The organism is Enterobacter sp. BNK-18, assembly GCF_047456135.1.
GTDB classification, from domain to species: domain Bacteria; phylum Pseudomonadota; class Gammaproteobacteria; order Enterobacterales; family Enterobacteriaceae; genus Enterobacter; species Enterobacter ludwigii.
In genome coordinates this window covers 4083458-4105863 of the sequence record NZ_CP179899.1, presented here as the reverse complement: position 1 = coordinate 4105863, position 22406 = coordinate 4083458, and the positions used below count along the sequence as shown (strand labels likewise).

At 55.3% G+C, this 22406-nt stretch carries 21 protein-coding genes; 8 read left to right on the top strand and 13 right to left on the bottom strand.

What is annotated here, in order from left to right; translation table 11 throughout:
- Positions 1-6 precede the first annotated feature (6 nt).
- From ubiA to malK, 5 genes are all read right to left on the bottom strand, one after another.
- A complete protein-coding gene (gene ubiA, locus ACMGG3_RS19720) occupies positions 7-876 on the bottom strand; it encodes a 4-hydroxybenzoate octaprenyltransferase (protein WP_025206398.1) in 870 nt (289 codons plus the stop codon).
- A 12-nt stretch (positions 877-888) separates the two neighbouring features.
- Positions 889-1386 carry a chorismate lyase gene (ubiC, locus tag ACMGG3_RS19715; RefSeq protein ID WP_014168199.1) on the bottom strand — a complete coding sequence of 166 codons (498 nt, stop codon included), beginning with the start codon at positions 1384-1386 and terminating at the stop codon, positions 889-891.
- A 180-nt stretch (positions 1387-1566) separates the two neighbouring features.
- Complete coding sequence (gene malM / locus ACMGG3_RS19710; RefSeq protein WP_020882847.1) at positions 1567-2520, bottom strand: maltose operon protein MalM; 954 nt, start codon at positions 2518-2520, stop codon at positions 1567-1569.
- Between the two features lie 114 nt (positions 2521-2634).
- Positions 2635-3945, bottom strand: a complete 1311-nt coding sequence (locus ACMGG3_RS19705; protein ID WP_020882848.1) for a maltoporin — start codon at positions 3943-3945, stop codon at positions 2635-2637.
- A 42-nt stretch (positions 3946-3987) separates the two neighbouring features.
- Entirely contained in the window at positions 3988-5097 is a 1110-nt protein-coding gene (malK, locus tag ACMGG3_RS19700; protein WP_014168196.1) for a maltose/maltodextrin ABC transporter ATP-binding protein MalK, read from the bottom strand.
- Between the two features lie 372 nt (positions 5098-5469).
- Between malK and malE the strand changes: the two genes are divergently transcribed.
- The 3 genes from malE (at position 5470) to malG (ending at position 9176) form a co-directional block, all read left to right on the top strand.
- The gene (gene malE, locus ACMGG3_RS19695) at positions 5470-6660 is read left to right on the top strand and encodes a maltose/maltodextrin ABC transporter substrate-binding protein MalE (RefSeq protein WP_020882849.1); all 1191 of its coding nucleotides are present in this window, start codon (positions 5470-5472) and stop codon (positions 6658-6660) included.
- Positions 6661-6726: 66 nt separating this feature from the next.
- Entirely contained in the window at positions 6727-8271 is a 1545-nt protein-coding gene (gene malF, locus ACMGG3_RS19690; protein WP_020882850.1) for a maltose ABC transporter permease MalF, read from the top strand.
- Between the two features lie 14 nt (positions 8272-8285).
- Positions 8286-9176, top strand: coding sequence for a maltose ABC transporter permease MalG (gene malG / locus ACMGG3_RS19685; protein ID WP_014168193.1), 891 nt, complete (start codon positions 8286-8288; stop codon positions 9174-9176).
- Between the two features lie 96 nt (positions 9177-9272).
- On the opposite strand, the gene psiE is transcribed toward malG, so the two are convergent.
- Positions 9273-9683 (bottom strand): phosphate-starvation-inducible protein PsiE, encoded by a 411-nt coding sequence (psiE, locus tag ACMGG3_RS19680; RefSeq protein ID WP_020882851.1) that lies wholly within the window; start codon positions 9681-9683, stop codon positions 9273-9275.
- Between the two features lie 129 nt (positions 9684-9812).
- Here psiE and ACMGG3_RS19675 point away from each other — a divergent pair, with 129 nt between their 5' ends.
- Together ACMGG3_RS19675 and ACMGG3_RS19670 are read left to right on the top strand one after the other, a co-directional pair.
- Entirely contained in the window at positions 9813-10328 is a 516-nt protein-coding gene (locus ACMGG3_RS19675) for an N-acetyltransferase family protein (RefSeq protein ID WP_414149393.1), read from the top strand.
- 8 nt (positions 10329-10336) lie between these two features.
- A complete protein-coding gene (locus tag ACMGG3_RS19670; RefSeq protein ID WP_014168190.1) occupies positions 10337-10792 on the top strand; it encodes an acyltransferase in 456 nt (151 codons plus the stop codon).
- A 38-nt stretch (positions 10793-10830) separates the two neighbouring features.
- Here the strand turns inward: ACMGG3_RS19670 and ACMGG3_RS19665 are convergent, their stop codons facing one another.
- From ACMGG3_RS19665 to pgi, 5 genes are all read right to left on the bottom strand, one after another.
- Positions 10831-12927 carry a YjbH domain-containing protein gene (locus ACMGG3_RS19665; protein ID WP_014168189.1) on the bottom strand — a complete coding sequence of 699 codons (2097 nt, stop codon included), beginning with the start codon at positions 12925-12927 and terminating at the stop codon, positions 10831-10833.
- Positions 12927-13664 carry a capsule biosynthesis GfcC D2 domain-containing protein gene (locus ACMGG3_RS19660; RefSeq protein WP_032679376.1) on the bottom strand — a complete coding sequence of 246 codons (738 nt, stop codon included), beginning with the start codon at positions 13662-13664 and terminating at the stop codon, positions 12927-12929. Before ACMGG3_RS19660 ends, ACMGG3_RS19665 begins: the two co-directional genes overlap by 1 nt.
- Positions 13661-14299: a YjbF family lipoprotein gene (locus tag ACMGG3_RS19655; RefSeq protein ID WP_414149392.1), complete on the bottom strand. Its 639-nt coding sequence runs from the start codon at positions 14297-14299 to the stop codon at positions 13661-13663. Before ACMGG3_RS19655 ends, ACMGG3_RS19660 begins: the two co-directional genes overlap by 4 nt.
- A gap of 118 nt (positions 14300-14417) precedes the next feature.
- A complete protein-coding gene (gene yjbE / locus ACMGG3_RS19650; RefSeq protein WP_014168186.1) occupies positions 14418-14660 on the bottom strand; it encodes an exopolysaccharide production protein YjbE in 243 nt (80 codons plus the stop codon).
- A gap of 367 nt (positions 14661-15027) precedes the next feature.
- A complete protein-coding gene (pgi, locus tag ACMGG3_RS19645; RefSeq protein ID WP_025206404.1) occupies positions 15028-16677 on the bottom strand; it encodes a glucose-6-phosphate isomerase in 1650 nt (549 codons plus the stop codon).
- Between the two features lie 375 nt (positions 16678-17052).
- Between pgi and lysC the strand changes: the two genes are divergently transcribed.
- The 3 genes from lysC to ACMGG3_RS19630 all read left to right on the top strand — a co-directional run bounded on the left by lysC (position 17053) and on the right by ACMGG3_RS19630 (position 19762).
- Positions 17053-18402: a lysine-sensitive aspartokinase 3 gene (lysC, locus tag ACMGG3_RS19640; protein ID WP_014168184.1), complete on the top strand. Its 1350-nt coding sequence runs from the start codon at positions 17053-17055 to the stop codon at positions 18400-18402.
- Between the two features lie 92 nt (positions 18403-18494).
- Positions 18495-19439 carry a ketopantoate/pantoate/pantothenate transporter PanS gene (gene panS / locus ACMGG3_RS19635; protein WP_014168183.1) on the top strand — a complete coding sequence of 315 codons (945 nt, stop codon included), beginning with the start codon at positions 18495-18497 and terminating at the stop codon, positions 19437-19439.
- A gap of 50 nt (positions 19440-19489) precedes the next feature.
- Positions 19490-19762 (top strand): DUF3811 domain-containing protein, encoded by a 273-nt coding sequence (locus ACMGG3_RS19630; protein ID WP_014168182.1) that lies wholly within the window; start codon positions 19490-19492, stop codon positions 19760-19762.
- Here the strand turns inward: ACMGG3_RS19630 and rluF are convergent, their stop codons facing one another.
- Together rluF and ACMGG3_RS19620 are read right to left on the bottom strand one after the other, a co-directional pair.
- A complete protein-coding gene (rluF, locus tag ACMGG3_RS19625) occupies positions 19763-20632 on the bottom strand; it encodes a 23S rRNA pseudouridine(2604) synthase RluF (protein WP_371006779.1) in 870 nt (289 codons plus the stop codon).
- Positions 20633-20766: 134 nt separating this feature from the next.
- Positions 20767-22398: a Na/Pi cotransporter family protein gene (locus tag ACMGG3_RS19620; RefSeq protein ID WP_020882860.1), complete on the bottom strand. Its 1632-nt coding sequence runs from the start codon at positions 22396-22398 to the stop codon at positions 20767-20769.
- Positions 22399-22406 lie beyond the last annotated feature (8 nt).

Below are 22406 nucleotides of genomic sequence, written 5' to 3'. Positions count from 1 at the left end.
GTTTTTTTACGAAAAGTAGCTCATCGCCAGCCCTAAAAACAGCACCAGACCGACATAGTTGTTATTCATAAACGCCTTGAAGCAGGCTTCACGCTCACGTTTCGCAATCAGCTTCTGCTGGTAGACAAACAGCATTCCCGCCACCAGCACGGCCCAGTAAAACGCCCAGTTGAGCCCGTTCAGGTAACCCATCGTCACCATTAACGCCAGCACCGCAACCTGCAGGATACCGATGATCAGCTTGTCATGACGTCCGAAGAGGATCGCCGTCGATTTAATGCCAATCTTCAGGTCATCGTCGCGGTCTACCATCGCGTATTGCGTGTCGTATGCCACGGCCCAGAGAATGTTCGCCAGGAACATCAGCCAGCAGCTTAACGGGACGGACTCACTCACCGCCGCAAACGCCATCGGGATCGACCAGCCAAACGCCGCGCCCAGTACCACCTGAGGCAGGTGGGTGTAGCGCTTCATGAACGGATAAACCCAGGCCAGAGCCAGGGCCGCGACTGAAAGCAGAATGGTCATGGTGTTCAGGGTTAACACCAGCAGGAAAGAGAGCAGCACCAGTACGATAAACAGCGTACGGGCCTCTTTTTCGGTCACTTGCCCGCTGGGCAACGGACGATGGGCCGTACGTTTTACGTGCCCGTCGAATTTACGATCCGCATAGTCATTGACCACGCAGCCCGCCGCACGCATCAGCCAGACGCCTGCAATGAACACCCCCAGGATCCACAGCGGCGGTACCCCTGGTGTTGCTACCCATAGCGCCCAAAGGGTCGGCCACAGCAGCAGCAGCGCGCCGATGGGTTTATCTGTACGCATCAAGCGGTGATAAGCCAACAGCTTATTCTGCGTCAGGCTCCACTCCATTTTTTCTTCCTCTCAGTACAACGGCGATGCCGGTAAAAAAAGCTCCGTCAGTATTAACGGTTTACCGCTCAGGCGAAGGCGGGAACGACGCCCCCACAGTTCGGCATCGCGACCAATCTCAATAAAATCCCGGGTAAGCTCGGACGACGTGAAAAGATAACGCCCCAGCGGCGTATTCCCCAGCCGTTGTAGCGCCAGCTCTGGCCCGGAAAGGGTAGACTCGGGAACGACCGTTCGTCCGGCAAGCCATGGCTCACCGTCTGCACAGAGTAAAATTTCGCGCAGCCAGTAGCGTTCTTCCTGCGGCAACAGCGGCAGCTCAGAGGCGATCTCAGCGCAAGAGACAAACCCTTCCTGAACCAGGGTCACCGTAACGGTTTTGCCCTGCTGCTCGAAACGTTTAGTCATGGAATCTTCCAGCAGCAGCCAGTCCAGTTGCTCCGGGTCAAGCGCAGGTATTTGGTCGAAATAGCGCAGCGCACGCAGTTGCGTTAGCGCGGGGTGTGACATGCCAGACTCTCCGATACATAACGTAATGGCATTGTATCGCAGAAAAGCGGATTGAGGGGGGCCAAACGTTATTTAACGATCACGATCGCAACAAGAGCGCAACAGCCCGTTTGACACCAAAAAAAGTGCGCCCACTCAGGCGCACTAAACTACTAACAAATCAGCACTGTGGGGAAACGGTTACCCCTTGCCTTTTACACTGCTGATAAAGGTGGAACGGGCAGTGGTTGAACCTAAACGTTCGGCTTCATCAAGCAGTTTCAGCGCTTTGTCGACATCGCCGCGCTTCACCGCCTGCTTAATGGCGTTATTGAAGTATTCTTCGGTGTCGTTCAGTACCGGCTCGGCTTTCTTCGCCGGAACTGGGGCTGCGGTTGCAGCCGGAGCCGCCGCCGTAGCAACGGGTGCGGCATACACAGGCGCAGCAGTGTTCCCCACCGTGACCGGGCCTGTACCGGATGAACCAAACAGAGGGCCAACCAGTACGCTGGAAGCACTGTTTGTTGAGACTTTCAGCTTCAGCAACCCGTCGGTGACATGACGCGCTAACGGATCCGGGATATCCGGAACAGAGTTACCGGTTCCTTTGGCATAGGCTTTTGCCGGGTCGGTGAGCTTAGTGGTCTGCTGCAAATCTTTGTCCGTGGTGAAGACCAGGACATAAATCTTCTGCTGTCCCAGAGCAGGCGTCAGGCGCATTTTGCCTTCGAGGCGGTCAGCGCTCATGACGCCAGGTTCCTGGTAGCCAAAATAGTCGCTCGGGAAGAAGGCAGATGGCGTCAGGTTTTGGTCCAGAATCAGGACGTTAGGCGCAAATACGCTGGTCTGCTTGCTTACTTCGCTGGTCAGCGTCAGGGTCAGCTCACCAATATTGGCCGGGACGCTGAAAGCGGCAACCGGACCGGCAATCCCCGGCACGTTAAGCTGTTGTCCTGCCGCAGAAAGTTGGGTTGACTGGGTTTTGGATTGGTCAACCGGCGTCCAGGTCAGTTGCTGGAGCGCCGCCGCCGGAATGGCAGGCGCAGCGCTGGTATTTTGTGGCACGAAATTGACATCTGCGAAGGTGATCGCCGGAACACAGGCCAACAGCCCCGCAGAGAGGCACAGCGCGACGAGACTTTTCTTCATTTTCATTGTTATTACCTCTGATAGCGTGAGCACTGCGGTGGCCAGGCAATAGCGCGCAGCACCCTAAGGATAGAGGGGCTTGCGCCCCTCTTTTTAGGTCATTACGTCAGGTCTACCGCATTACCACCAGATTTCCATCTGGGCACCGAAGGTCCACTCGTCGGAGTCGCCACGGCTGAAGGTTTTCGCGGAAGTGTCGCTATACGCTACGCCAGAGGTGTAACCTGCGCCTGAGTCGTTGTTCGCATAGCCCCATTTCTCATCCCACTTCGCGTAGGTTGCGAAGACACGGATAGCCGGGCGAGACCAGATGCTGTCGCCTGCCTGCCATTGCTGTGCCAGGGTGATTTTGTATTGGCTGTTTTTCTCGTCAGTTTTCTGAGACTTAACGTTGTCGTAGCCCACTTCAAGCAGGGTGCTCATGATTGGCGTCCATTTGAACATTGGACGAACGCCGACAGTCCACCACTCTGTACCATTGTTGTTGTCACGATCGATATTCTGGTACATACCGACGTACATCAGGTCCCAACGGTCTGCCAGGGTGATTGCACCGTGGTCCAGCACACGCCACATGGAACCGTCGTTATCAATGCTACCGCCCTGCGGAATACCTTTGCCGTTAGAGGTCATGGAGTCCGTACCGTACTGCAGCACGAACTTATTGAAGCCTTTCAACATGCTCTGGGTGTGTTCAGCGGTGAACAGCCAGCCATCTTTAGAGGCGCCAGGCTGCAGATAGTAGTCGTCAGGAATGTTGGTGTGACCATAGTCAACACCCAGTTCCAGTGTACCACCCGGGTTGGTTTCCAGGCCGGCCAGACGGACGTCGAAGACATCGTTTGGTACTACGTTGTCATAAATACGGTCGCCGTTCGCATCACGATCGGCGAAGGTTGCAGAACCGCCGGACTCAGAAGAACGGGTCGCGGCCAGAGACAGTTTACCGAAGCCCAGATCGATGTTTTCGATACCCGCACCAGGACCAGAGATATCCCAGTAGTAGAAGTCGATCATGTGGACGTCATGACGCTGATAGAAACGCTTACCGGCCCAGATGGTGGAGCCTGGCAGCCATTCAATCAGGTTTTTACCCTGCACGTTTGCTTCACGGAAGGCCGGGCTGGTGGATTCCCAGTCATTCTGCTGAGAAACGGAATACGCAACGTTAGTGTCGAAATAGAAGCTCTTATCGCCCTCTTTCCACACTTCCTGACCCAGTTTCAATTCGGCGTAGGTTTCACATTCGTTACCGAGACGGTATTTACTTTGTGCACCGGTTGCCTGGAAACATTGTTGTTCACCGCCACTCCCGGTCCAGCCAATGCCAGAACGAGCATAACCTTTAAAGTCCACGGCACCCGCGTGTGCAGACAAAATGCCTGCCGTCACGGCGATTGCCAGAGGAAGTTTGCGCAGAGTAATCATCATTCTATCTCCTGAGATCATTGCTTTTCTTTGTAATTGGAATGCTTAAACGCCTGGCTCTTTGTGCAACCGACGACATGCGGTGCCATCCTCACGGAACAGATGGCAACGCTCTGGCGGCAAACCGATAGCGAATGTGGCACCCTCTTCTACCAACACCACGTCATTCTGGCGGTAGACCAGGTTCTGACGGATGGCGGGGATCTGGATATGAATCTGTGTTTCGTGACCAAGTTGTTCGACGACCTGAACGTCACCTTCCAGCGTCACATCGGCGATGTGGCTCGGCAGTAAATGCTCAGGACGAATACCGAGGGACATATTGGCCCCCACCTGTACGTTGGCGCTGTCGACCGGCAGCCACACTTGCTGACGGTTTGGCAGCTCCACCTGTACCTGTTCAATGGCTGTCGCGGTCACTTTGACGGGCAGGAAGTTCATCTTTGGCGAGCCAATAAAGCCCGCAACAAAGCGGTCTGCCGGGTAGTGATAAAGCTCCAGCGGTTTACCCACCTGCGCCACGCGACCGGCGTCCAGCACCACAATTTTGTCGGCCAGCGTCATCGCTTCGACCTGATCGTGGGTGACGTAAATCATCGTGCGGCCAAGACGTTTGTGCAGACGGGAGATTTCAATACGCATCTGGACGCGCAGGGCGGCATCCAGGTTAGAAAGCGGTTCATCGAGCAGGAACACGCGCGGTTCGGCGACCAGCGTACGGCCAATTGCCACACGCTGACGCTGACCACCGGAAAGGGCTTTTGGTTTACGCTCAAGCAGGTGTGCCAGCTGTAACACTTCCGCCACCTGCGTGACGCGCTGGTTAATCACCTCTTTTTTCGCGCCCGCCAGCTTCAGACCGAAGGACATGTTCTCGGCTACGGAAAGGTGGGGATAGAGTGCATAAGACTGGAAAACCATGCCGACGCCACGTTCGGCAGGCGGAATGTCATTCATTCGGGTATCACCAATCAGCAAATCGCCGCTGGTGATGGTTTCAAGACCGGCAATCATACGCAGCAGAGTTGATTTACCGCAGCCAGATGGGCCGACAAATACCACGAATTCACCTTCGTGGATGTCCAGATTGATGTCTTTCGACACCACAACGTCACCCCAGGCTTTCGTTACATTACGCAGCTGTACGCTCGCCATGCCCTTCTCCCTTCGTTACAACCTGTCACCGACAGAAACATTCAAGATAAGTTCACTATGGGGTATCCATTACTTTCGTGAATCCTCCACCCCCCGGCTTTTTTATGGGGGAGGAGGCGGGAGGATGAGAGAGCAGGCTCTGCGACCGCCGCTGGAGGGCTGAGGCGAAATTCGTGAAGCCACCTGCAAAATTCACTGTGTTTTTATGTGCGCCAGCACTCATAACTTAAATTTATGTAACGGAGATCACACAAACGGGGGGTGGGGCGTAGGGGTTGGGAGGATGGAAAGAGGATGTCAAATAAGGAGACTGAGTCACGTTGAACCACCTCAGTGTATCCACGAGCACATCACCAAAAAAGGATGGCAGATATGAAGATCAAGACTGGCGCACGCGTTTTCGCATTGTCCGCCCTTGCAGCAATGATGATTTCCGCACCGGCTCTCGCCAAAATTGAAGAAGGTAAGCTGGTTATCTGGATTAACGGCGATAAAGGCTATAACGGCCTGGCCGAAGTGGGCAAGAAATTCGAGAAAGACACCGGTATCAAAGTTACCATTGAACACCCGGACAAACTGGAAGAGAAATTCCCGCAGGTGGCTGCAACGGGTGACGGTCCGGACATCATCTTCTGGGCACATGACCGTTTCGGTGGCTACGCCCAGTCGGGTCTGCTGGCTGAAGTGACGCCGGACAAAGCTTTCCAGGACAAACTGTACCCGTTCACCTGGGATGCCGTTCGCTATAACGGCAAGATCATCGCTTACCCAATCGCGGTAGAAGCGCTGTCTCTGATTTACAACAAAGATCTGGTACCCAACCCACCGAAAACCTGGGAAGAGATCCCGAAACTGGATAAAGAGCTGAAGGCGAAAGGCAAGAGCGCGCTGATGTTCAACCTGCAGGAACCGTACTTCACCTGGCCGCTGATTGCTGCCGACGGCGGTTACGCGTTCAAATTTGAAAACGGCAAATATGACGTGAAAGACGTGGGCGTGGACAACGCTGGCGCGAAAGCAGGCCTGACCTTCCTGGTTGACCTCATCAAGAACAAACACATGAACGCGGATACCGACTACTCCATCGCAGAAGCGGCGTTCAACAAAGGCGAAACCGCGATGACCATCAACGGTCCGTGGGCCTGGACCAACATCGACAAGAGCAAAATCAACTACGGCGTAACCCTGCTGCCAACCTTTAAAGGCAAGCCGTCTAAACCGTTTGTTGGCGTGCTGAGCGCAGGTATTAACGCTGCCAGCCCGAACAAAGAGCTGGCGAAAGAGTTCCTGGAAAACTACCTGCTGACCGACCAGGGTCTGGATGAAGTGAACAAGGACAAACCGCTGGGCGCGGTTGCGCTGAAATCCTTCCAGGATCAGCTGGCGAAAGACCCACGTATCGCGGCAACCATGGATAACGCCCAGAAAGGCGAAATCATGCCGAACATCCCACAAATGGCAGCGTTCTGGTACGCCACCCGTACCGCCGTCATCAACGCAGCAAGCGGTCGTCAGACGGTTGATGCTGCGCTGAAAGATGCTCAGGGTCGTATCACGAAGTAAGGCTTTTATCCCCTCTCTCCCCTGCGGAGAGAGGGAGAACAAAATGTGTTGTAGAGGAAGAACCCCATGGATGTCATTAAAAAGAAACACTGGTGGCAAAGCTCTGCCCTGAAGTGGTCTGTAATGGGTCTGCTGTGTCTGCTGGTGGGTTACCTTGTTGTTTTAATGTACGTACAAGGGGAATATCTGTTCGCCATCATGACGCTGATTTTAAGCTCTGCTGGCCTGTATATTTTCGCCAACCGTAAAGCCTATGCCTGGCGATATGTTTACCCGGGCGTGGCCGGGATGGGCCTGTTTGTCCTGTTCCCGCTGATTTGTACCATTGCTATCGCGTTCACCAACTACAGCAGCACCAACCAGCTTGCGCAGGAACGCGCCCAACAGGTGCTGATGGACCGCTCTTATCAGGCGGGCAAAACCTTTAACTTCGGCCTGTATCCTGCGGGCAGCGAGTGGAAGTTAGCACTCACTGACGAAGAAACCGGCAAAAATTATGTCTCCGACGCTTTCAAATTTGGCGGCGAGCAGAAGCTGGCCTTAAAAGAGGCTGCGGCCCTGCCGGAAGGCGAACGCGCTAACCTGCGCATCATTACGCAGAACCGTCAGGCACTGACGCAGCTTACCGCCCAACTGCCGGACGAAAGCAAAGTGACCATGAGTTCACTGCGCCAGTTCTCCGGAACACAACCGCTTTATACGCTGGCGGACGACGGCACGCTGACCAACAACCAGAGCGGCGTAAAGTACCGTCCAAACAACGACATTGGTTTCTACCAGTCCATTACGGCTGATGGCAAATGGGGTGATGACAAGCTCAGCCCGGGCTACACCGTGACGATAGGCTGGGACAACTTCACCCGCGTCTTCACCGATGAAGGGATCCAGAAACCGTTCTTCGCCATCTTTGTCTGGACCGTAGTGTTCTCCATACTGACGGTGATCCTGACCGTTGCCGTGGGCATGGTGCTGGCGTGTCTGGTGCAGTGGGAATCTCTGAAAGGGAAAGCCATTTACCGCGTGCTGCTTATTCTGCCGTATGCCGTCCCGTCGTTTATCTCGATTCTGATTTTCAAAGGGCTGTTTAACCAGAGCTTCGGTGAAATCAACATGATGCTGAGCGCGCTGTTCGGCATCAAACCGGCCTGGTTCAGCGACCCAATCACCGCCCGCTCGATGATTATCATCGTGAACACCTGGCTCGGTTATCCGTACATGATGATCCTGTGCATGGGCCTGCTGAAGGCGATTCCGGACGATTTGTACGAAGCCTCGGCAATGGATGGCGCGGGTCCGTTCCAGAATTTCTTTAAGATTACGCTGCCGCTGCTCATTAAGCCGTTGACGCCGCTGATGATTGCCAGCTTTGCCTTCAACTTTAACAACTTCGTGCTGATTCAGCTGTTGACCAACGGTGGGCCTGACCGTCTTGGCACCACCACGCCGGCAGGCTATACCGACCTGCTCGTCAGCTACACCTACCGTATCGCCTTCGAAGGCGGCGGCGGTCAGGACTTCGGTCTGGCGGCAGCGATTGCCACCCTGATCTTCCTGCTGGTTGGCGCTCTGGCGATTGTGAACCTGAAAGCAACACGCATGAAATTCGACTAAGGAGGGCACAGAATATGTCTATGGTCCAACCCAAATCTCAGAAACTGCGCCTCTTCGCGACGCATTTAGGGCTGCTGATTTTTATCGCGGCAATCATGTTCCCGCTGCTGATGGTCATCGCCATCTCCCTGCGTGCCGGTAACTTCGCGACCGGGAGCCTGATCCCGGATGAAATATCCTGGGAGCACTGGAAGTTAGCGCTGGGCTTCAGCGTTGAACACGCGGATGGCCGCGTCACGCCACCGCCGTTCCCGGTGCTGTTATGGCTGTGGAACTCGGTGAAAATTGCCGGGATTACCGCGATTGGAATTGTCGCACTCTCCACGACCTGTGCTTACGCCTTTGCCCGTATGCGTTTCCCGGGTAAGGCCACGCTGCTGAAAGGGATGCTGATTTTCCAGATGTTCCCGGCGGTACTGTCACTGGTGGCGTTGTATGCCTTGTTTGACCGACTGGGCCAGTACGTGCCGTTTATCGGCCTGAATACCCACGGTGGCGTCATCTTCGCCTATCTTGGCGGTATCGCGCTGCATGTGTGGACCATCAAAGGGTATTTCGAAACCATCGACGGCTCGCTGGAAGAAGCGGCGGCGCTGGATGGCGCGACTCCGTGGCAGGCATTCCGTCTGGTGCTTCTGCCGCTGTCGGTGCCGATCCTGGCGGTGGTCTTTATCCTGTCGTTTATCGCAGCCATCACCGAAGTGCCGGTCGCTTCCCTGTTACTGCGTGATGTAAACAGCTATACGCTGGCCGTCGGTATGCAGCAATACCTCAATCCGCAGAACTATTTGTGGGGCGACTTTGCTGCGGCGGCTGTACTTTCCGCCATCCCTATCACCGTCGTGTTCCTGCTGGCGCAGCGCTGGCTGGTGAATGGCCTGACGGCGGGCGGTGTGAAAGGTTAAGTTTCATTTGTTATGCCACTGCAACCCTCAACTTTAGACGTATTGTATTGACCCAACTTGTGACTGTTGTTAGGCGGCCTCCGGGCCGCCATTTTTTTATTCCCGTTTCAGCCGTTTCGAATTGCACAGCCAGAGCGTGATCACCAGCAGCAGGATCGCCGCCGAATAGATCAGTACGTCGAGCGGGGAGGTATGATCCACGATGATCAGCCGCACAATCGCGGTGATCCCGATGTAAACAAAATAGCGTAGCGGGAAGTGAAAGCCCGACTGGAAATACTTCACAATCAGCGCGATAAATTCAAAGTAGAGAAAGTAGACCACCAGGCCTTCCACCAGCTCATATTTGCTGGTTTGTTCAGGGGCGAACAGCACATCCGCCAGATGCACCGTCTCTTTTCCCAAAAAGACGACCAGTATCAGGCCAAGGCTCAGCAGACCGAGGTTCAGCACGGTCTGGAGGATTGTTGAGATAAACTCAACGCGCGGGCGAGTCAGGGATGTCATAGAGCACCTCATTCTCCAGGGCGAGGTTCCTGTATAACGCAAAAATGTGACGGTGATCTATATTTTTTGTTTATATTATGTTCAGCGCTGTGGCATGTTGCACTGTGACACACTTATTTCGACGAAGGGATGATGAAAGTAACCATTCAACGCGCCACCGTGGATGATGCAAAACAGCTGAGTGAAATGGGGTATGCCAGCTACCGGCATCACTTTGGGCATCTATGGGAAAACCAGACGGAGCTTGCCGCCTTTCTTGAGCAGGAATACGCGCCGCAGGCGATAGCAGACAGCCTGCTGCAGCCGGGCACTTACTGGCTCATTGCCAGCGCACAAATGCCAGTCGGATTCGCAAAATTCTCAACCCAGCAGACCATCGAGCCCGAGGGGCTGTCGGGTACGCTCCTGCATAAACTCTATTTATTGCCGGATGCCACGGGACACCGCTACGGCGAGCAACTCCTTGCGGAAGTGATTCGCCAGGCAAAAGCCTGTTCGGAAAATATGCTGTGGCTGGAAGTCCTCGAAAAGAACCCTCGCGCACGCCGGTTTTACGAAGCGCAGGGGCTGAAACATGTCAAAGACACCCTCTTCGTCACTGCGGCGCAAACCAGCACCCTCCATATTATGTCGATGCCAGTCTAAGGAGATGTATGCCAGAGCAACGCCAGACGGCTATTCGTCATGTTGTCTGCGGCGAAAACGTCGTCATTTACGAACCCGCGAATCTTTATGAATGTTCGCTGGGCGATAACGTCTTTATCGGCCCGTTTGTTGAAATCCAGGCTAACTCGCACATCGGTGCTGACAGCAAAATTCAGTCCCATACCTTCATCTGCGAGTACGTCACCGTCGGCGAGCGCTGTTTCATTGGCCATGGGGTGATGTTCGCCAACGATATGTTCCGCGACGGTAAACCCAATGCCGACCGGCGCAGCTGGGGACACATTCGCGTGGGCAACGACGTTTCAATCGGCAGCGGGGCCACCATTCTGGCTGTCTCAATTTGCGATGGGGCGGTGATTGGGGCGGGAAGCGTGGTGACAAAGTCCATCACCGAGAAAGGGGTTTACGCCGGCAACCCGGCGAGGCTGTTGCGGCGTTTGTAAGGTGCCCGGCAGGCGTAACGCTACCGGGCACTCACGCATCATCTGAAGTTGATGTTCTTATCGCTGGTCATGTCGTACAGCTGGAATTTACGTCCCAGCTGCTGACCACCGTCACGCGTCAGCGGCGTCCAGCCAATTGCCGCACGGCTGCGGGTTGGGCCTGACGAGAACAGATCCAGCGGAATGGAGACGTACACGCCTTTGGTGAAGTCCCCTTCCCCGTACTCGTCCGGCGAGACGTTAGTGATCGTGGCATAGCCACCGACCACCACACCGCTGTCGAAGTGTTTAGAGATATCCAGCGTGCCGCCTTTATCCCCCGCCAGATACTGACCAACGCTGGCTTTCACCAGTACGTCCGGGGCAAACGACGGCGTCCAGTAGGCCGTCAGATGGCCGGTTTTAACGCTGTAGTCGGTGAACTTCATCATGTCCTGCGCGCTGCGCCAGTCACGCTGTTTCACGTAGTTGGCATCAAGACCGAACGCCCAGTTACTATCTACCGGACGGTAGAGCACTTCAGCCCCCGCGCCGCCAAACATCGTTTCCAGATAACCGCCGTAAACCTGGCCGTAGAAACCGTTACCAAAGTACTGGAAGTAGTTGGCCTGCAGGTTGTTTACGTAAGCGTCGTTCTGCACATATTCACGTACGCGAGTACGCACGCGCGGCAGCTTCGAGTCGTTCGGCGGGTTGGTATAGTTAAACTTGTCGTAGTTGTTGGCAAGGTTACCGAACAGGCTGCCGGTGGTCAGCAGGTGGTCGGTGACCCACAGATCCGCCGTCGCCATGACGCCCAGCTGATACATGTAGAAGTTTTCTGGCCCACCAACAGACTGGTTCAGCACCGGATCGATATGGAAATCAAAGCGCGACTTATCGATATACCAGCCCTGCTCGGTGGTGTCTGGCACCACTGGCTCAACGCGTTTTTGCACCAGCTCGGTTTCATGCCCAAGCGGTTCGCCTTCCAGATGGCGCTTAAGACTGGCGACATCCGTTTCCGTCGTAACCTGCGGCATGTTCAGACGGTTTTCGGTCACGCGGATCGTGCTGATCCCGTCCGGCAGATCGTTCATGATGATCCGGTTGGCGCGTTCGATCCCTTCCCGCGAGTCGCGGTATTTCACCTGCTCGCCGGTCACGTACAGCGTATCGCCTTTCACCTGAATCTTCGGATCCGCCAGACCGGCGTTGTATTTCAGCAGGGTCAGCTGGTTCGCCACGACGGAGTGCTGCAGAATGGCATCCTGCGGCTCCGGCTGGTAGGCAGGGCGCGCGTTGTCGTTGTAGTGTGGCCGCATATCGTTAAAGTTGGTACGCAGCGTCACGCCAAACATCACGGTATTGCCACGCTCATAGCTGAGGTTAACGTCAGCCCAGTCAGCCACACGGTAAATGGCACCGACGTTAAATTTGCTCTTCTGCTCAATCTTGCCGGCGAAATCCTGTGAATAGTCATTCCCTTCGTATTCCAGTTTCAGGCGCAGCGGCTGCCAGGGCGTCTGGTACTCTACGCCGCCAAACAGCGAGGCCGGGCCGTGGAACATCTGGTCGCCGTTGATGGAGCCCGCTTTCTGATAGCTGTTATCGCGATAGCAATATTTGTCGCTGTAGGAGCAGAACGGGTTTTTCACGTTGCCGCTGGTGCCCAGATACCCCCAGCCGAGACCGAGTGAGAAATCAAACGGTCCCCACGCTTTGCTGGCCACCACGTATTCCGCATCAAACAGACCGGTACCGCCGATATCCCGCGCGCCAACGGAGACCTGCGGCATCCAGTAACTCTCTTCCCACAGACGCAGCTTCACGTCGAACGCTTTATCTTTGTAGGTCTGATCGCCGGAGAAGGACTCGACGCTGCTGTACCGTTTGGTGCGCACATCAGTGTAGCGCAGCGTGGTTTCGAGCCACGGAAACAGCTGCACAGCGGCGGAGTAGTAGCGATACTGATCGTTATCACGGTAGTTGAGGCTGATTTCCCCTTCCCGCGCCATGCGCGCGGTAGGCGTTTGCAGTAAACCGACGCCGCCGAAATCTGACTGAGACGGGCCAATGGGTGCCGGATACGTTTCTGCATGGCAGGCGGCACTCACGCACAACGCCAGCATGCTATAGAGATAGGTTCTTTTCATTATTCCGGTATCCGCTGTTTCAGGGAGTGAAGGATATCGGCGTTCAGCCCGTCATATGCCTTCGTCCAGAAATGGTCGGCAAAACCGACAAAAATGACGCTGCCTGGCATCGGTTCGATATGGCGTTTATTCCAGTAGGCTACCGGTGCTTTTTGCGTTTGGCCGTCCGGGTACACCACCCATGCGTAGCTCTTATCCGCACCGCTCAACAAATTTTGTTCATCGAGATAGCTCGCCACATCGCGACCCGGCATAAACGGCTTGTCACCGGGACTGCTGACAAGCCCGAACACGGTAATGGTAGAAGGCTGAACAGGTAGCCAGAGCGTGTACTCACCTTCCAGTGACGGGTTAGCCGTTTCCGCGACGCGAACGTGGTCCGGATCGAGATTGACCGGCAACCGTCCGGTGACCTTCAGCGCCTTAAGCTGCTGGCGAAGGCTGTTAATGGCCGCCGCGTCGTCACCCTCTTCCTGCTCCGCCAGCCCTGTTAGCCTGGCGAGCAGCGCGTTGTGTTGTTGCTCCGCCACCACCGTCGCCTGTCGTTCACTGATGACCGCACCCGGCCACCAGCTGTTCGCCAGCCTTGGCTGGCCGACGAGATCGATTAAGTGTCCGGCGTTGGTCAATGTTTTAGGCTTCGTATTGTCCTGCGTATAGACTTTCACCGTCCCGGCAGACCATGCGAGCGGCGTAGCAAAGCTTGCGATCAGCGCCACGCGAATAAGTGTTTTCATGATTTCGCGGCCTTGATCAGCGTGGTTTTGACCGGGAAGAATCCGGCACCAAAATACTGTAACGACTGGCGTATCTGGCCATCATCGTCCACCCAGAAGCGGTTATGCCAGGTTGCCTGATCGGTAGTGACCTCTTCATCCAGCACGCGAACCCGGGTTTCGTCGCTGCCCACGTTGACGCTGTCCGTGCCATCCCAGCGGAAGGTGGAGCGGGCGGTGGCATAGCGAACCTGCTTGTGTTCGGTCCAGCCCATCGTGCGGGTCCAGCTTGCCCCGTCGGTTATCTGGTTCGGCGTGTTCAGCGGATCGGCGGCGAGATTGTTGACTTCAAGCAGGTTGTCGCCCCCGAGCAGGGTTTTCACGATACGGCTATGCTGCGTTACGATGGTGGCCTGATCCTGCGTCACCCATTTCTGCTGCCCGTTTTCATCGAAAGCGAGCACCACAAACAGCTGTGGGCCATCGTTGAGCTGCATGTACTGACTGGCATAGGGCATGTTCTGAAGTTCGTCATCGGTCAGATGCACGCCCGGCGTACCGAACATGCTTTCCCACAGTGAATGGCCCAGCCCTTTGGTGGTGGCCGAGCACGCCTGCAAAAGCAGACAAATCAGGATGATCCCAGGTCGCTTCACGACTCTTCTCCGCATTATTGCCGGGTGATGCTGCGCTTACCCGGTCTACAGGTCCCGAAGGCTACTGAAAAGCCAGAATAACCACACCGAAGTGTGGTTATGATTAAAACACCCGTTATTACTGGGTGCTGGTGGTCGTGGTGGTCGTGGTTCCGGTATTGGAGCCATCACCGCCACCGGTTGCCGCCAGGGCGACACCCACGGCTGAACTTACGGTGCTGGCGCTGGACGCGGTAGAAATCCCCGCAGACGCAGACGTCGCAGCCGAACCTGCCGCTTCTCCGACCTGAACCGGAGCCGCATTAACAGATGTCGCCGCAAGCGCAGATATGGCGAAAATGCCATACAGTACTTTCTTCATAAGAATTTCCCTTCATTTAATGAATGGAGATTTGCCCAAAAAGAATTTCAGGCGGATTCGAGTATACACAACTAAAGGAGAGGGTTTGCCGTAGGGGTAAATAGAAGAAGGGTTTTCGGACAATTGGATAAAATGGAAACAAAAGGACGATTAGATAATAATATAACTTATATAAATCAATGAAATAGAATTAGATCCCGTGACGGTAATTATCCGTATTTTCCTAAAATAAACCGCAGCAATTAACAGGTTAACGGCTATTTTCAGATTAAACTCACTACAGGAATTTGAGTTTAATAACAGACATCAGGAATTATCCGATAAAAAAATGCCGGCATTTCGCCGGCACTTTTTCATGACACTTTAATTACGCGCGCCATGCTTTATAACGGTTGATCAGACCATTTGTGGAGCTGTCGTGGCTGTTAATCGCGTTATCGTCACCCAGTTCAGGCAGGATACGGTTTGCCAGCTGTTTACCCAGCTCAACGCCCCACTGATCAAAGGTGAAGATGTTCAGGATAGCGCCCTGAGTGAAGATCTTATGCTCGTACAGGGCAATCAGCGCACCCAGGCTGAACGGCGTAATTTCGCGCAGCAGGATGGAGTTGGTTGGACGGTTGCCTTCGAACACTTTGAACGGCACAACGTGGTCCAGCGTGGCCGGATCTTTACCCTGGTCGCGGTATTCCTGCTCAACCACGTCACGAGACTTACCGAACGCCAGCGCTTCAGTCTGTGCGAAGAAGTTAGACAGCAGCTTCGGATGGTGGTCTGACAGCGGGTTATGGGTAATGGCCGGGGCGATGAAATCGCACGGAACCATTTTGGTGCCCTGGTGGATCAGCTGATAGAACGCATGCTGGCCGTTAGTGCCTGGCTCGCCCCAGATGATTGGGCCAGTCTGGTAATCCACGGCGTTACCGTTACGGTCAACGTATTTACCGTTGGATTCCATGTTGCCCTGCTGGAAGTAGGCCGCAAAACGGTGCATGTACTGGTCGTATGGCAGAATCGCTTCGGTTTCAGCCCCGAAGAAGTTGTTGTACCAGATACCAATCAGCGCCAGCAGCACAGGCAGGTTTTTCTCAGGTGCGGTGGTGGAGAAGTGTTTATCCATCGCATGCGCGCCGGAGAGCAGCTCAACAAAGTTGTCGAAGCCGACGGAGAGGATGATCGACAGGCCGATAGCGGACCACAGAGAGTAACGACCCCCCACCCAGTCCCAGAACTCGAACATGTTCGCAGTGTCGATACCGAACTCGCTAACGGCTTTCCCGTTGGTCGACAGCGCGGCGAAGTGTTTCGCCACGTGCTTGTTGTCGCCTGCGGTTTTCAGGAACCAGTCGCGCGCGCTGTGGGCGTTGGTCATGGTTTCCTGAGTGGTGAAGGTTTTAGACGCGACCAGGAACAGGGTCGTTTCCGGATTCACGTTCTTCAGCACCTCGGCGATGTGGGTACCATCGACGTTAGAAACAAAGTGCATGTTGAGGTGGTTTTTGTATGGGCGCAGCGCTTCGGTGACCATGAATGGGCCAAGGTCAGACCCGCCGATACCGATGTTAACGACATCCGTAATCGGTTTGCCGGTGTAGCCTTTCCAGCTTCCGGAGATGATCGCTTCAGAGAAAGCTTTCATCTTTTCCAGCACTGCGTTCACTTCCGGCATCACATCTTTGCCGTCAACGACAATCGGAGTATTGCTACGGTTACGCAGCGCCACGTGCAGCACGGCACGGTCTTCGGTGCGGTTGATCTTCTCACCGGAGAACATGGATTTGATGGCGTCGGCCAGCTCAGTCTCTTTCGCCAGATCCTGCAGCTTCGCCAGCGTTTCTTCGGTAATGCGGTTTTTGGAGAAATCCACCAGCATCAGGTCATCGAAGGTCGCGGAGAACTTATTGAAACGATCGGCATCTTTCGCGAACAGGTCCGCGATGGTGACGTCTTTCATTTCATCATAATGTTTCTGTAGTGCCTGCCAGGCAGCGGTCTGCGTTGGGTTGATGTTTTTCATTAGCAATACTCTTCTGATTTGAGAATTGTGACTGCGGTCGATTGTAGCGCCTGCAAATAAAAATTGTGATGGTTTTTATGCCATTGCCCTGGCCTGCATCAAACACAGGTGAAAAGACCCGAAAAGTATAGCTGCTGAAACGCCCTTCAGGGGCGGCGAAATGTCGGTCAAAAGGCGGTAAAAAGGAGCATAAAATATGGCCCTGTTATAAGTCCTGTTACTGAGGGGTACCCCCCCATAAAAAATCCGCATAATCCCAGCATTGACAGGACCTCCCCCACATTTTATTTATAGGGCCGTATTTTGCGCCTGCACCTGTTCTCGTTTCATTCTTGTGCCAAGGTCGCTTTATTCATTCCCTGACACGAGGTTGTTATGACGAGTTTTGTGGTCGCCAAATTTGGCGGCACCAGTGTGGCCGATTACGATGCCATGAACCGCAGCGCCGATGTGGTGCTGGCCGATCCGAATACCCGCCTGGTGGTGCTTTCCGCCTCTGCTGGCGTGACGAACCTGCTGGTTTCTCTGTCTGAAGGACTGGAAGCAACCGAACGTTTCGTTAAGCTGGACGCACTGCGCAAAATTCAGTTCAACATCCTTGAACGTCTGCAGAATCCGAACGTGATCCGTGAGGAAGTGGAACGCCTGTTGGAAAATATCACTACCCTGGCTGAAGCCGCCTCTCTGGCGACCTCCACCGCGCTGACCGATGAACTGGTCAGCCACGGCGAGCTGATGTCCACGCTGCTGTTCGTGGAGATCCTCCGCGAGCGTAACGTCCATGCTCAGTGGTTTGACGTGCGTAAAGTCATGCGCACCAGTGATCGCTTTGGCCGTGCCGAGCCGGATGTTGAAATGCTGGCCGAGCTGACCCAGCAGCAGCTGGCTCCGCGCCTGGCAGAAGGGATGGTGATCACTCAGGGCTTTATCGGTAGCGAAGCCAAAGGCCGTACAACAACGCTTGGCCGCGGTGGCAGTGACTATACGGCAGCCCTGCTCGGCGAAGCGCTGCATGCCACCCGTGTGGATATCTGGACTGACGTGCCGGGTATTTACACCACCGACCCGCGCGTGGTCTCTGCGGCGAAACGCATTGATGTGATCGCGTTTGAAGAGGCGGCAGAAATGGCCACCTTCGGCGCGAAAGTATTGCACCCGGCGACGCTGTTGCCGGCCGTGCGCAGCGATATCCCGGTCTTCGTTGGCTCCAGTAAGGATCCCAAAGCAGGCGGTACGCTGGTGTGCAAGAAAACCGAAAACCCGCCATTGTTCCGAGCGCTGGCCCTGCGCCGCCGCCAGACGCTGGTGACGCTGCACAGCCACAATATGCTGCATTCTCGCGGTTTCCTGGCGGAAGTGTTTGGCATCCTCGCGCGCCATAATATCTCCGTGGATTTGATCACCACATCCGAAGTGAGCATCGCGCTGACGCTGGACACCACTGGCTCCACGTCAACCGGCGACACCCTGCTGACGCAGTCGTTGCTGATCGAACTCTCTGAGTTGTGCCGCGTGGAAGTGGAAGAAGATCTGGCGCTGGTTGCTATCATCGGCAACAAGCTGTCGCGTGCCTGCGGCGTGGGCAAAGAGGTCTTCGGCGTACTCGACCCGTTCAGCATTCGTATGATTTGCTACGGCGCCTCCAGCTACAACCTCTGCTTCCTGGTGCCAGCCGATCAGGCCGAGCAGGTCGTGCAAAAACTTCATCAGAATTTGTTTGAATAAAATTCGTTAGCACGATAAACAATACCTATAAGCCGGGCACAGACCCGGCTTTTTTATAACTAAACAACACGACAATACTGCAAGGACTATCTATGTTATCCGCCATCACCCGGCTGTTCCCGTTGTGGGCACTGCTGCTTTCCGTACTCGCGTATTACACTCCCACCCACTTTACGGGCATTGGCCCGTGGGTCACGACGCTGCTGATGCTGATTATGCTCGGCATGGGCGTACACCTGAAAATTGACGACTTCAAACGCGTTCTGTCGCGCCCGGCCCCCGTAGCGGCAGGGATTTTCCTGCACTATCTGGTCATGCCGCTTGCGGCCTGGCTGCTGGCCATGGCCTTTAAAATGCCGCCAGATTTATCCGCCGGTATGGTGTTGGTCGGCAGCGTGGCCAGTGGCACGGCATCCAATGTGATGATTTACCTCGCAAAAGGTGATGTGGCGCTCTCGGTGACCATCTCTTCCGTTTCAACGCTGGTGGGCGTGATTGCCACGCCGCTGTTAACGCGTCTGTATGTGGATGCGCAGATTCAGGTAGACGTCATGGGGATGCTGCTCAGTATTCTGCAGATTGTGGTGATCCCGATTGCGCTGGGCCTGGTGATTCACCATCTGTTCCCACGCGTGGTCAAAGCCGTTGAACCGTACCTGCCTGCCTTCTCGATGGTCTGCATTCTGGCTATCATCAGCGCCGTGGTTGCCGGATCTGCATCGCACATTGCCTCAGTGGGCTTTGTGGTGATCATCGCGGTAGTGTTGCATAACACCCTTGGTCTTTTGGGCGGTTACTGGGGCGGGAAGCTGTTTGGTTTCGACGAATCCACCTGTCGTACGCTGGCAATCGAAGTGGGGATGCAAAACTCGGGGCTGGCCGCAGCTCTGGGCAAGATCTACTTCTCGCCGCTGGCGGCCCTGCCGGGTGCGCTGTTCTCCGTCTGGCATAATCTCTCCGGCTCGCTGCTGGCAGGCTACTGGTCAGGCAAACCCATTAATGAGCCCGCGAAAAAAGATGCAGTGAAACAGGGTTAATTTCCTTCGCTTGCTTTACACTGGAGCCTCCCCTTCAGGAGGCTTCAGCAATGGCTACACCACGTTTGACCCAGAAAGACATGACGGAAGCTGAGCAGCGCGAACTGAAAACGCTCCTCGACCGCGCTCGTATCGCCCATGGCCGCACGCTGACTAACGCCGAAACCAATCAGGTTAAAAAAGAGTACATCGATAAATTGATGGCTCAGCGTGAAACTGAGGCGAAACAAGCCCGCAAGCTGAAAAAAGAGCAGGCTTATAAACCCGATAAAGAAGCGACCTTTTCCTGGTCAGCCAATACCTCACCCCGTGGAAGGCGCTAATTAGCGCCCTTTCTTTTTACGGCCCGGCTGGACGAAGCGTTTGCCCGCAGGCTTGCCGCGGCTTTTCTCTTCTGATGGCGGCGCTTTCACCACCGGACGCTTAATGGCCTGGGTTTTCGGTTTGGCTTTCGTTTTTGGCTTCGCTTCAGACGATGAATTCTCGATGAGCCTGAACAGCTCAATCAGTTCGTCATCCGTTAAATCACGCCACTCGCCCAGTGGAATACCGGCCAGACTCACGTTCATAATGCGCGTACGTTCGAGCTTCACCACGTCATAACCGAAGTGCTCGCACATCCGGCGGATCTGACGGTTTAAGCCCTGCACAAGGGTAATGCGGAAAGCAAACGGCGCCTCTTTCTTCACCTTGCACTTCTTCGTGACGGTCCCCAGAATCGGCACACCTGCGCCCATACCGCGGATAAAGTCGTCCGTGATCGGCTTATTGACCGTGACGATGTACTCTTTCTCGTGGTCGTTACCGGCACGCAGAATTTTGTTCACCAGATCGCCGTGGTTGGTCAGGAAAATCAGCCCCTGTGAGTCTTTATCAAGGCGGCCAATCGGGAAGATACGGCTGCTGTGATTAACGAAATCAACAATGTTGTCCCGCTCGCCGTCTTCCGTGGTACTGACGATGCCAACCGGCTTATTCAACGCGATAAATACCAGGTCTTCCGCATCACGCGGTTCAATGAGCTGACCATTCACTTTGACCACGTCTCCGGGGACGACCTGGTCACCGATGGTGGCGCGTTTGCCGTTGAGGAACACGTTACCCTGTTCAATGTAACGGTCCGCCTCGCGACGTGAGCAGATCCCGCTCTCGCTAATGTATTTGTTTAATCGTGTTGATTGAGTTGGCAGCATAGTTTCTCCTGTAAAGGCGAAATATACCTTAGGTTTGGGCTGGTAAAAAGATTAGCCGACGGTTACCGGGCATCATGCCCGGCGTAAACCTGCTGGTTTTCAGGTTAACCACCTTATAAAGGCGCTTTCAGAGATTAATATTCATCTCGATCGTCGTCTTCATCCGGCTGCTCCATGACGCTATAAGCGACCGCGCAGAATAACGAGTTGAGACGCTTCATGTCCCCTAGCAACCCCAGGTGCAGGGAGCTGGTTTCAATGCTCTGGACGTTCTGCTGGTGCAGTCGTTCAACGTGGGCGTGCGAGTAGCGCCGGTTGAGGATACGGAAGCGATGTTTGTTACGACGCAAGCGGCGTGCGCTCGGTACGTCGCTGGAGAAGAAGACCAGCATTGCCAGCTTCAGGTTGCTCAGCAACTGCTCGTGCAGCGCCTCCAGCTCCTTCAGGCCTTCAACCGAGAAGGCGCGGCGCGCGGCAAGGGATTTGTCAGCAATTTCACTTCCCATACGCTCAACGATATCCGAGGCCTGCTCGAGGTTAAGCGACATTTCGATGATTTCCGCCCAGCGGCGGGACTCTTCCTCTGCCAGTTCATCCTGCGGAATACGCGCCAGGTAGAGCTTGATGGCGGTATAGAGCACGTTGATATCGTCCGCCAGCCTGCGCAGCTCTTTCTCTTCTCGCGGCTCTCCGTGCATGACCTTTTGCAGCCCTTCAAGCATCGTTTCCATGGCATCGCCCATGCGCAGCGTCTCGCGCGCGGCATTAGCCAGCGCCAGCGCCGGGGTATCCAGCGCGGAGGTGTCCAGATGCTTAGGTTTCAGACGCGCATCCAGCTCCGGTTCATCCCGAATAAGCCGTTCGCAGAAGCGGGCCATGGGTTCAGCAAAAGGCACCATCGCCAGACAACGCACCAGGTTGTAAAACACGTGGAAATAGATAACCAGCTCAGCCTTCGGTAACGGGAGATTGTCCATCAGGTTGGCCAGCGGATAGACAAACGGCAGAATAATCAGGCTGCCCACCAGCTTAAACAGCAGGCTTCCGAGCGCCACGCGCCGGGCAGCAGCGTTTGCGGCGCTGTTATTGAGCATCGCCAGCAGGCCAGAGCCAAGGTTGGCCCCGATCACCAGACACAGCGCGACCGGGAAAGAGATCGCCCCCGCGGCGGTTAACGTCGCCGTCAGCAGCACAGCGGCCAGGCTGGAGTAACTGACGATGGCAAATACCGCGCCGATCAACGCATCCAGCATGATGTCTCCGGTCAGCGAGGCAAAGATGACCTGAACGCCGTTGGCCTCGGTGATGGGGGTCACCGCCTGCACAATCAGCTCCAGCGCCAGCAGGATCAACCCAAGGCCAATCCCCACGCGGCCAAGCTGTCCGGCACGCGTCTGCTTACGGCCAAGGAAGAAGATGACACCGATAAAAATCAGCAGCGGCGACAGCCAGGAGAGATCGAAGGTCAGGATACGCGCCATCAGCGCGGTCCCCACGTCAGCGCCCAGCACAATGACCAGCGCGGGTGCCAGCGCCACCAGATCCTGCGCCACAAACGAGGTCACGAGCAGGGTCGTCGCATTACTGCTCTGCACCAGTGCCGTCACGCCGATGCCCGCGCAGAAGGCGAGCGGCTTCTTCTCAACGCTGCTGCTGAGAACGGTGCGTAAGCGCGCGCCAAAGACGCGCATAACGCCGGTACGGACAATATGCGTGCCCCATACCAGCAGTGCTACTGCGGAAAGCAAGTGTAACAGGGTCAGCACGGAAGGTT

Excerpts from the sequence above, each read along its gene's own strand:
- psiE (WP_020882851.1), bottom strand. The coding sequence starts at position 9,683 with ATGACATCCCTGACTCGCCCGCGCGTTGAGTTTATCTCAACAATCCTC.
- ACMGG3_RS19705 (WP_020882848.1), bottom strand. The coding sequence starts at position 3,945 with ATGATGATTACTCTGCGCAAACTTCCTCTGGCAATCGCCGTGACGGCA.
- ACMGG3_RS19675 (WP_414149393.1), top strand. The coding sequence starts at position 9,813 with ATGATGAAAGTAACCATTCAACGCGCCACCGTGGATGATGCAAAACAG.
- malE (WP_020882849.1), top strand. The coding sequence starts at position 5,470 with ATGAAGATCAAGACTGGCGCACGCGTTTTCGCATTGTCCGCCCTTGCA.
- ACMGG3_RS19630 (WP_014168182.1), top strand. The coding sequence starts at position 19,490 with ATGGCTACACCACGTTTGACCCAGAAAGACATGACGGAAGCTGAGCAG.
- rluF (WP_371006779.1), bottom strand. The coding sequence starts at position 20,632 with ATGCTGCCAACTCAATCAACACGATTAAACAAATACATTAGCGAGAGC.
- ubiA (WP_025206398.1), bottom strand. The coding sequence starts at position 876 with ATGGAGTGGAGCCTGACGCAGAATAAGCTGTTGGCTTATCACCGCTTG.
- malG (WP_014168193.1), top strand. The coding sequence starts at position 8,286 with ATGTCTATGGTCCAACCCAAATCTCAGAAACTGCGCCTCTTCGCGACG.
- malF (WP_020882850.1), top strand. The coding sequence starts at position 6,727 with ATGGATGTCATTAAAAAGAAACACTGGTGGCAAAGCTCTGCCCTGAAG.
- ACMGG3_RS19665 (WP_014168189.1), bottom strand. The coding sequence starts at position 12,927 with ATGAAAAGAACCTATCTCTATAGCATGCTGGCGTTGTGCGTGAGTGCC.
- yjbE (WP_014168186.1), bottom strand. The coding sequence starts at position 14,660 with ATGAAGAAAGTACTGTATGGCATTTTCGCCATATCTGCGCTTGCGGCG.
- pgi (WP_025206404.1), bottom strand. The coding sequence starts at position 16,677 with ATGAAAAACATCAACCCAACGCAGACCGCTGCCTGGCAGGCACTACAG.
- ACMGG3_RS19660 (WP_032679376.1), bottom strand. The coding sequence starts at position 13,664 with ATGAAAACACTTATTCGCGTGGCGCTGATCGCAAGCTTTGCTACGCCG.
- lysC (WP_014168184.1), top strand. The coding sequence starts at position 17,053 with ATGACGAGTTTTGTGGTCGCCAAATTTGGCGGCACCAGTGTGGCCGAT.
- ACMGG3_RS19670 (WP_014168190.1), top strand. The coding sequence starts at position 10,337 with ATGCCAGAGCAACGCCAGACGGCTATTCGTCATGTTGTCTGCGGCGAA.
- malM (WP_020882847.1), bottom strand. The coding sequence starts at position 2,520 with ATGAAAATGAAGAAAAGTCTCGTCGCGCTGTGCCTCTCTGCGGGGCTG.
- panS (WP_014168183.1), top strand. The coding sequence starts at position 18,495 with ATGTTATCCGCCATCACCCGGCTGTTCCCGTTGTGGGCACTGCTGCTT.
- malK (WP_014168196.1), bottom strand. The coding sequence starts at position 5,097 with ATGGCGAGCGTACAGCTGCGTAATGTAACGAAAGCCTGGGGTGACGTT.
- ubiC (WP_014168199.1), bottom strand. The coding sequence starts at position 1,386 with ATGTCACACCCCGCGCTAACGCAACTGCGTGCGCTGCGCTATTTCGAC.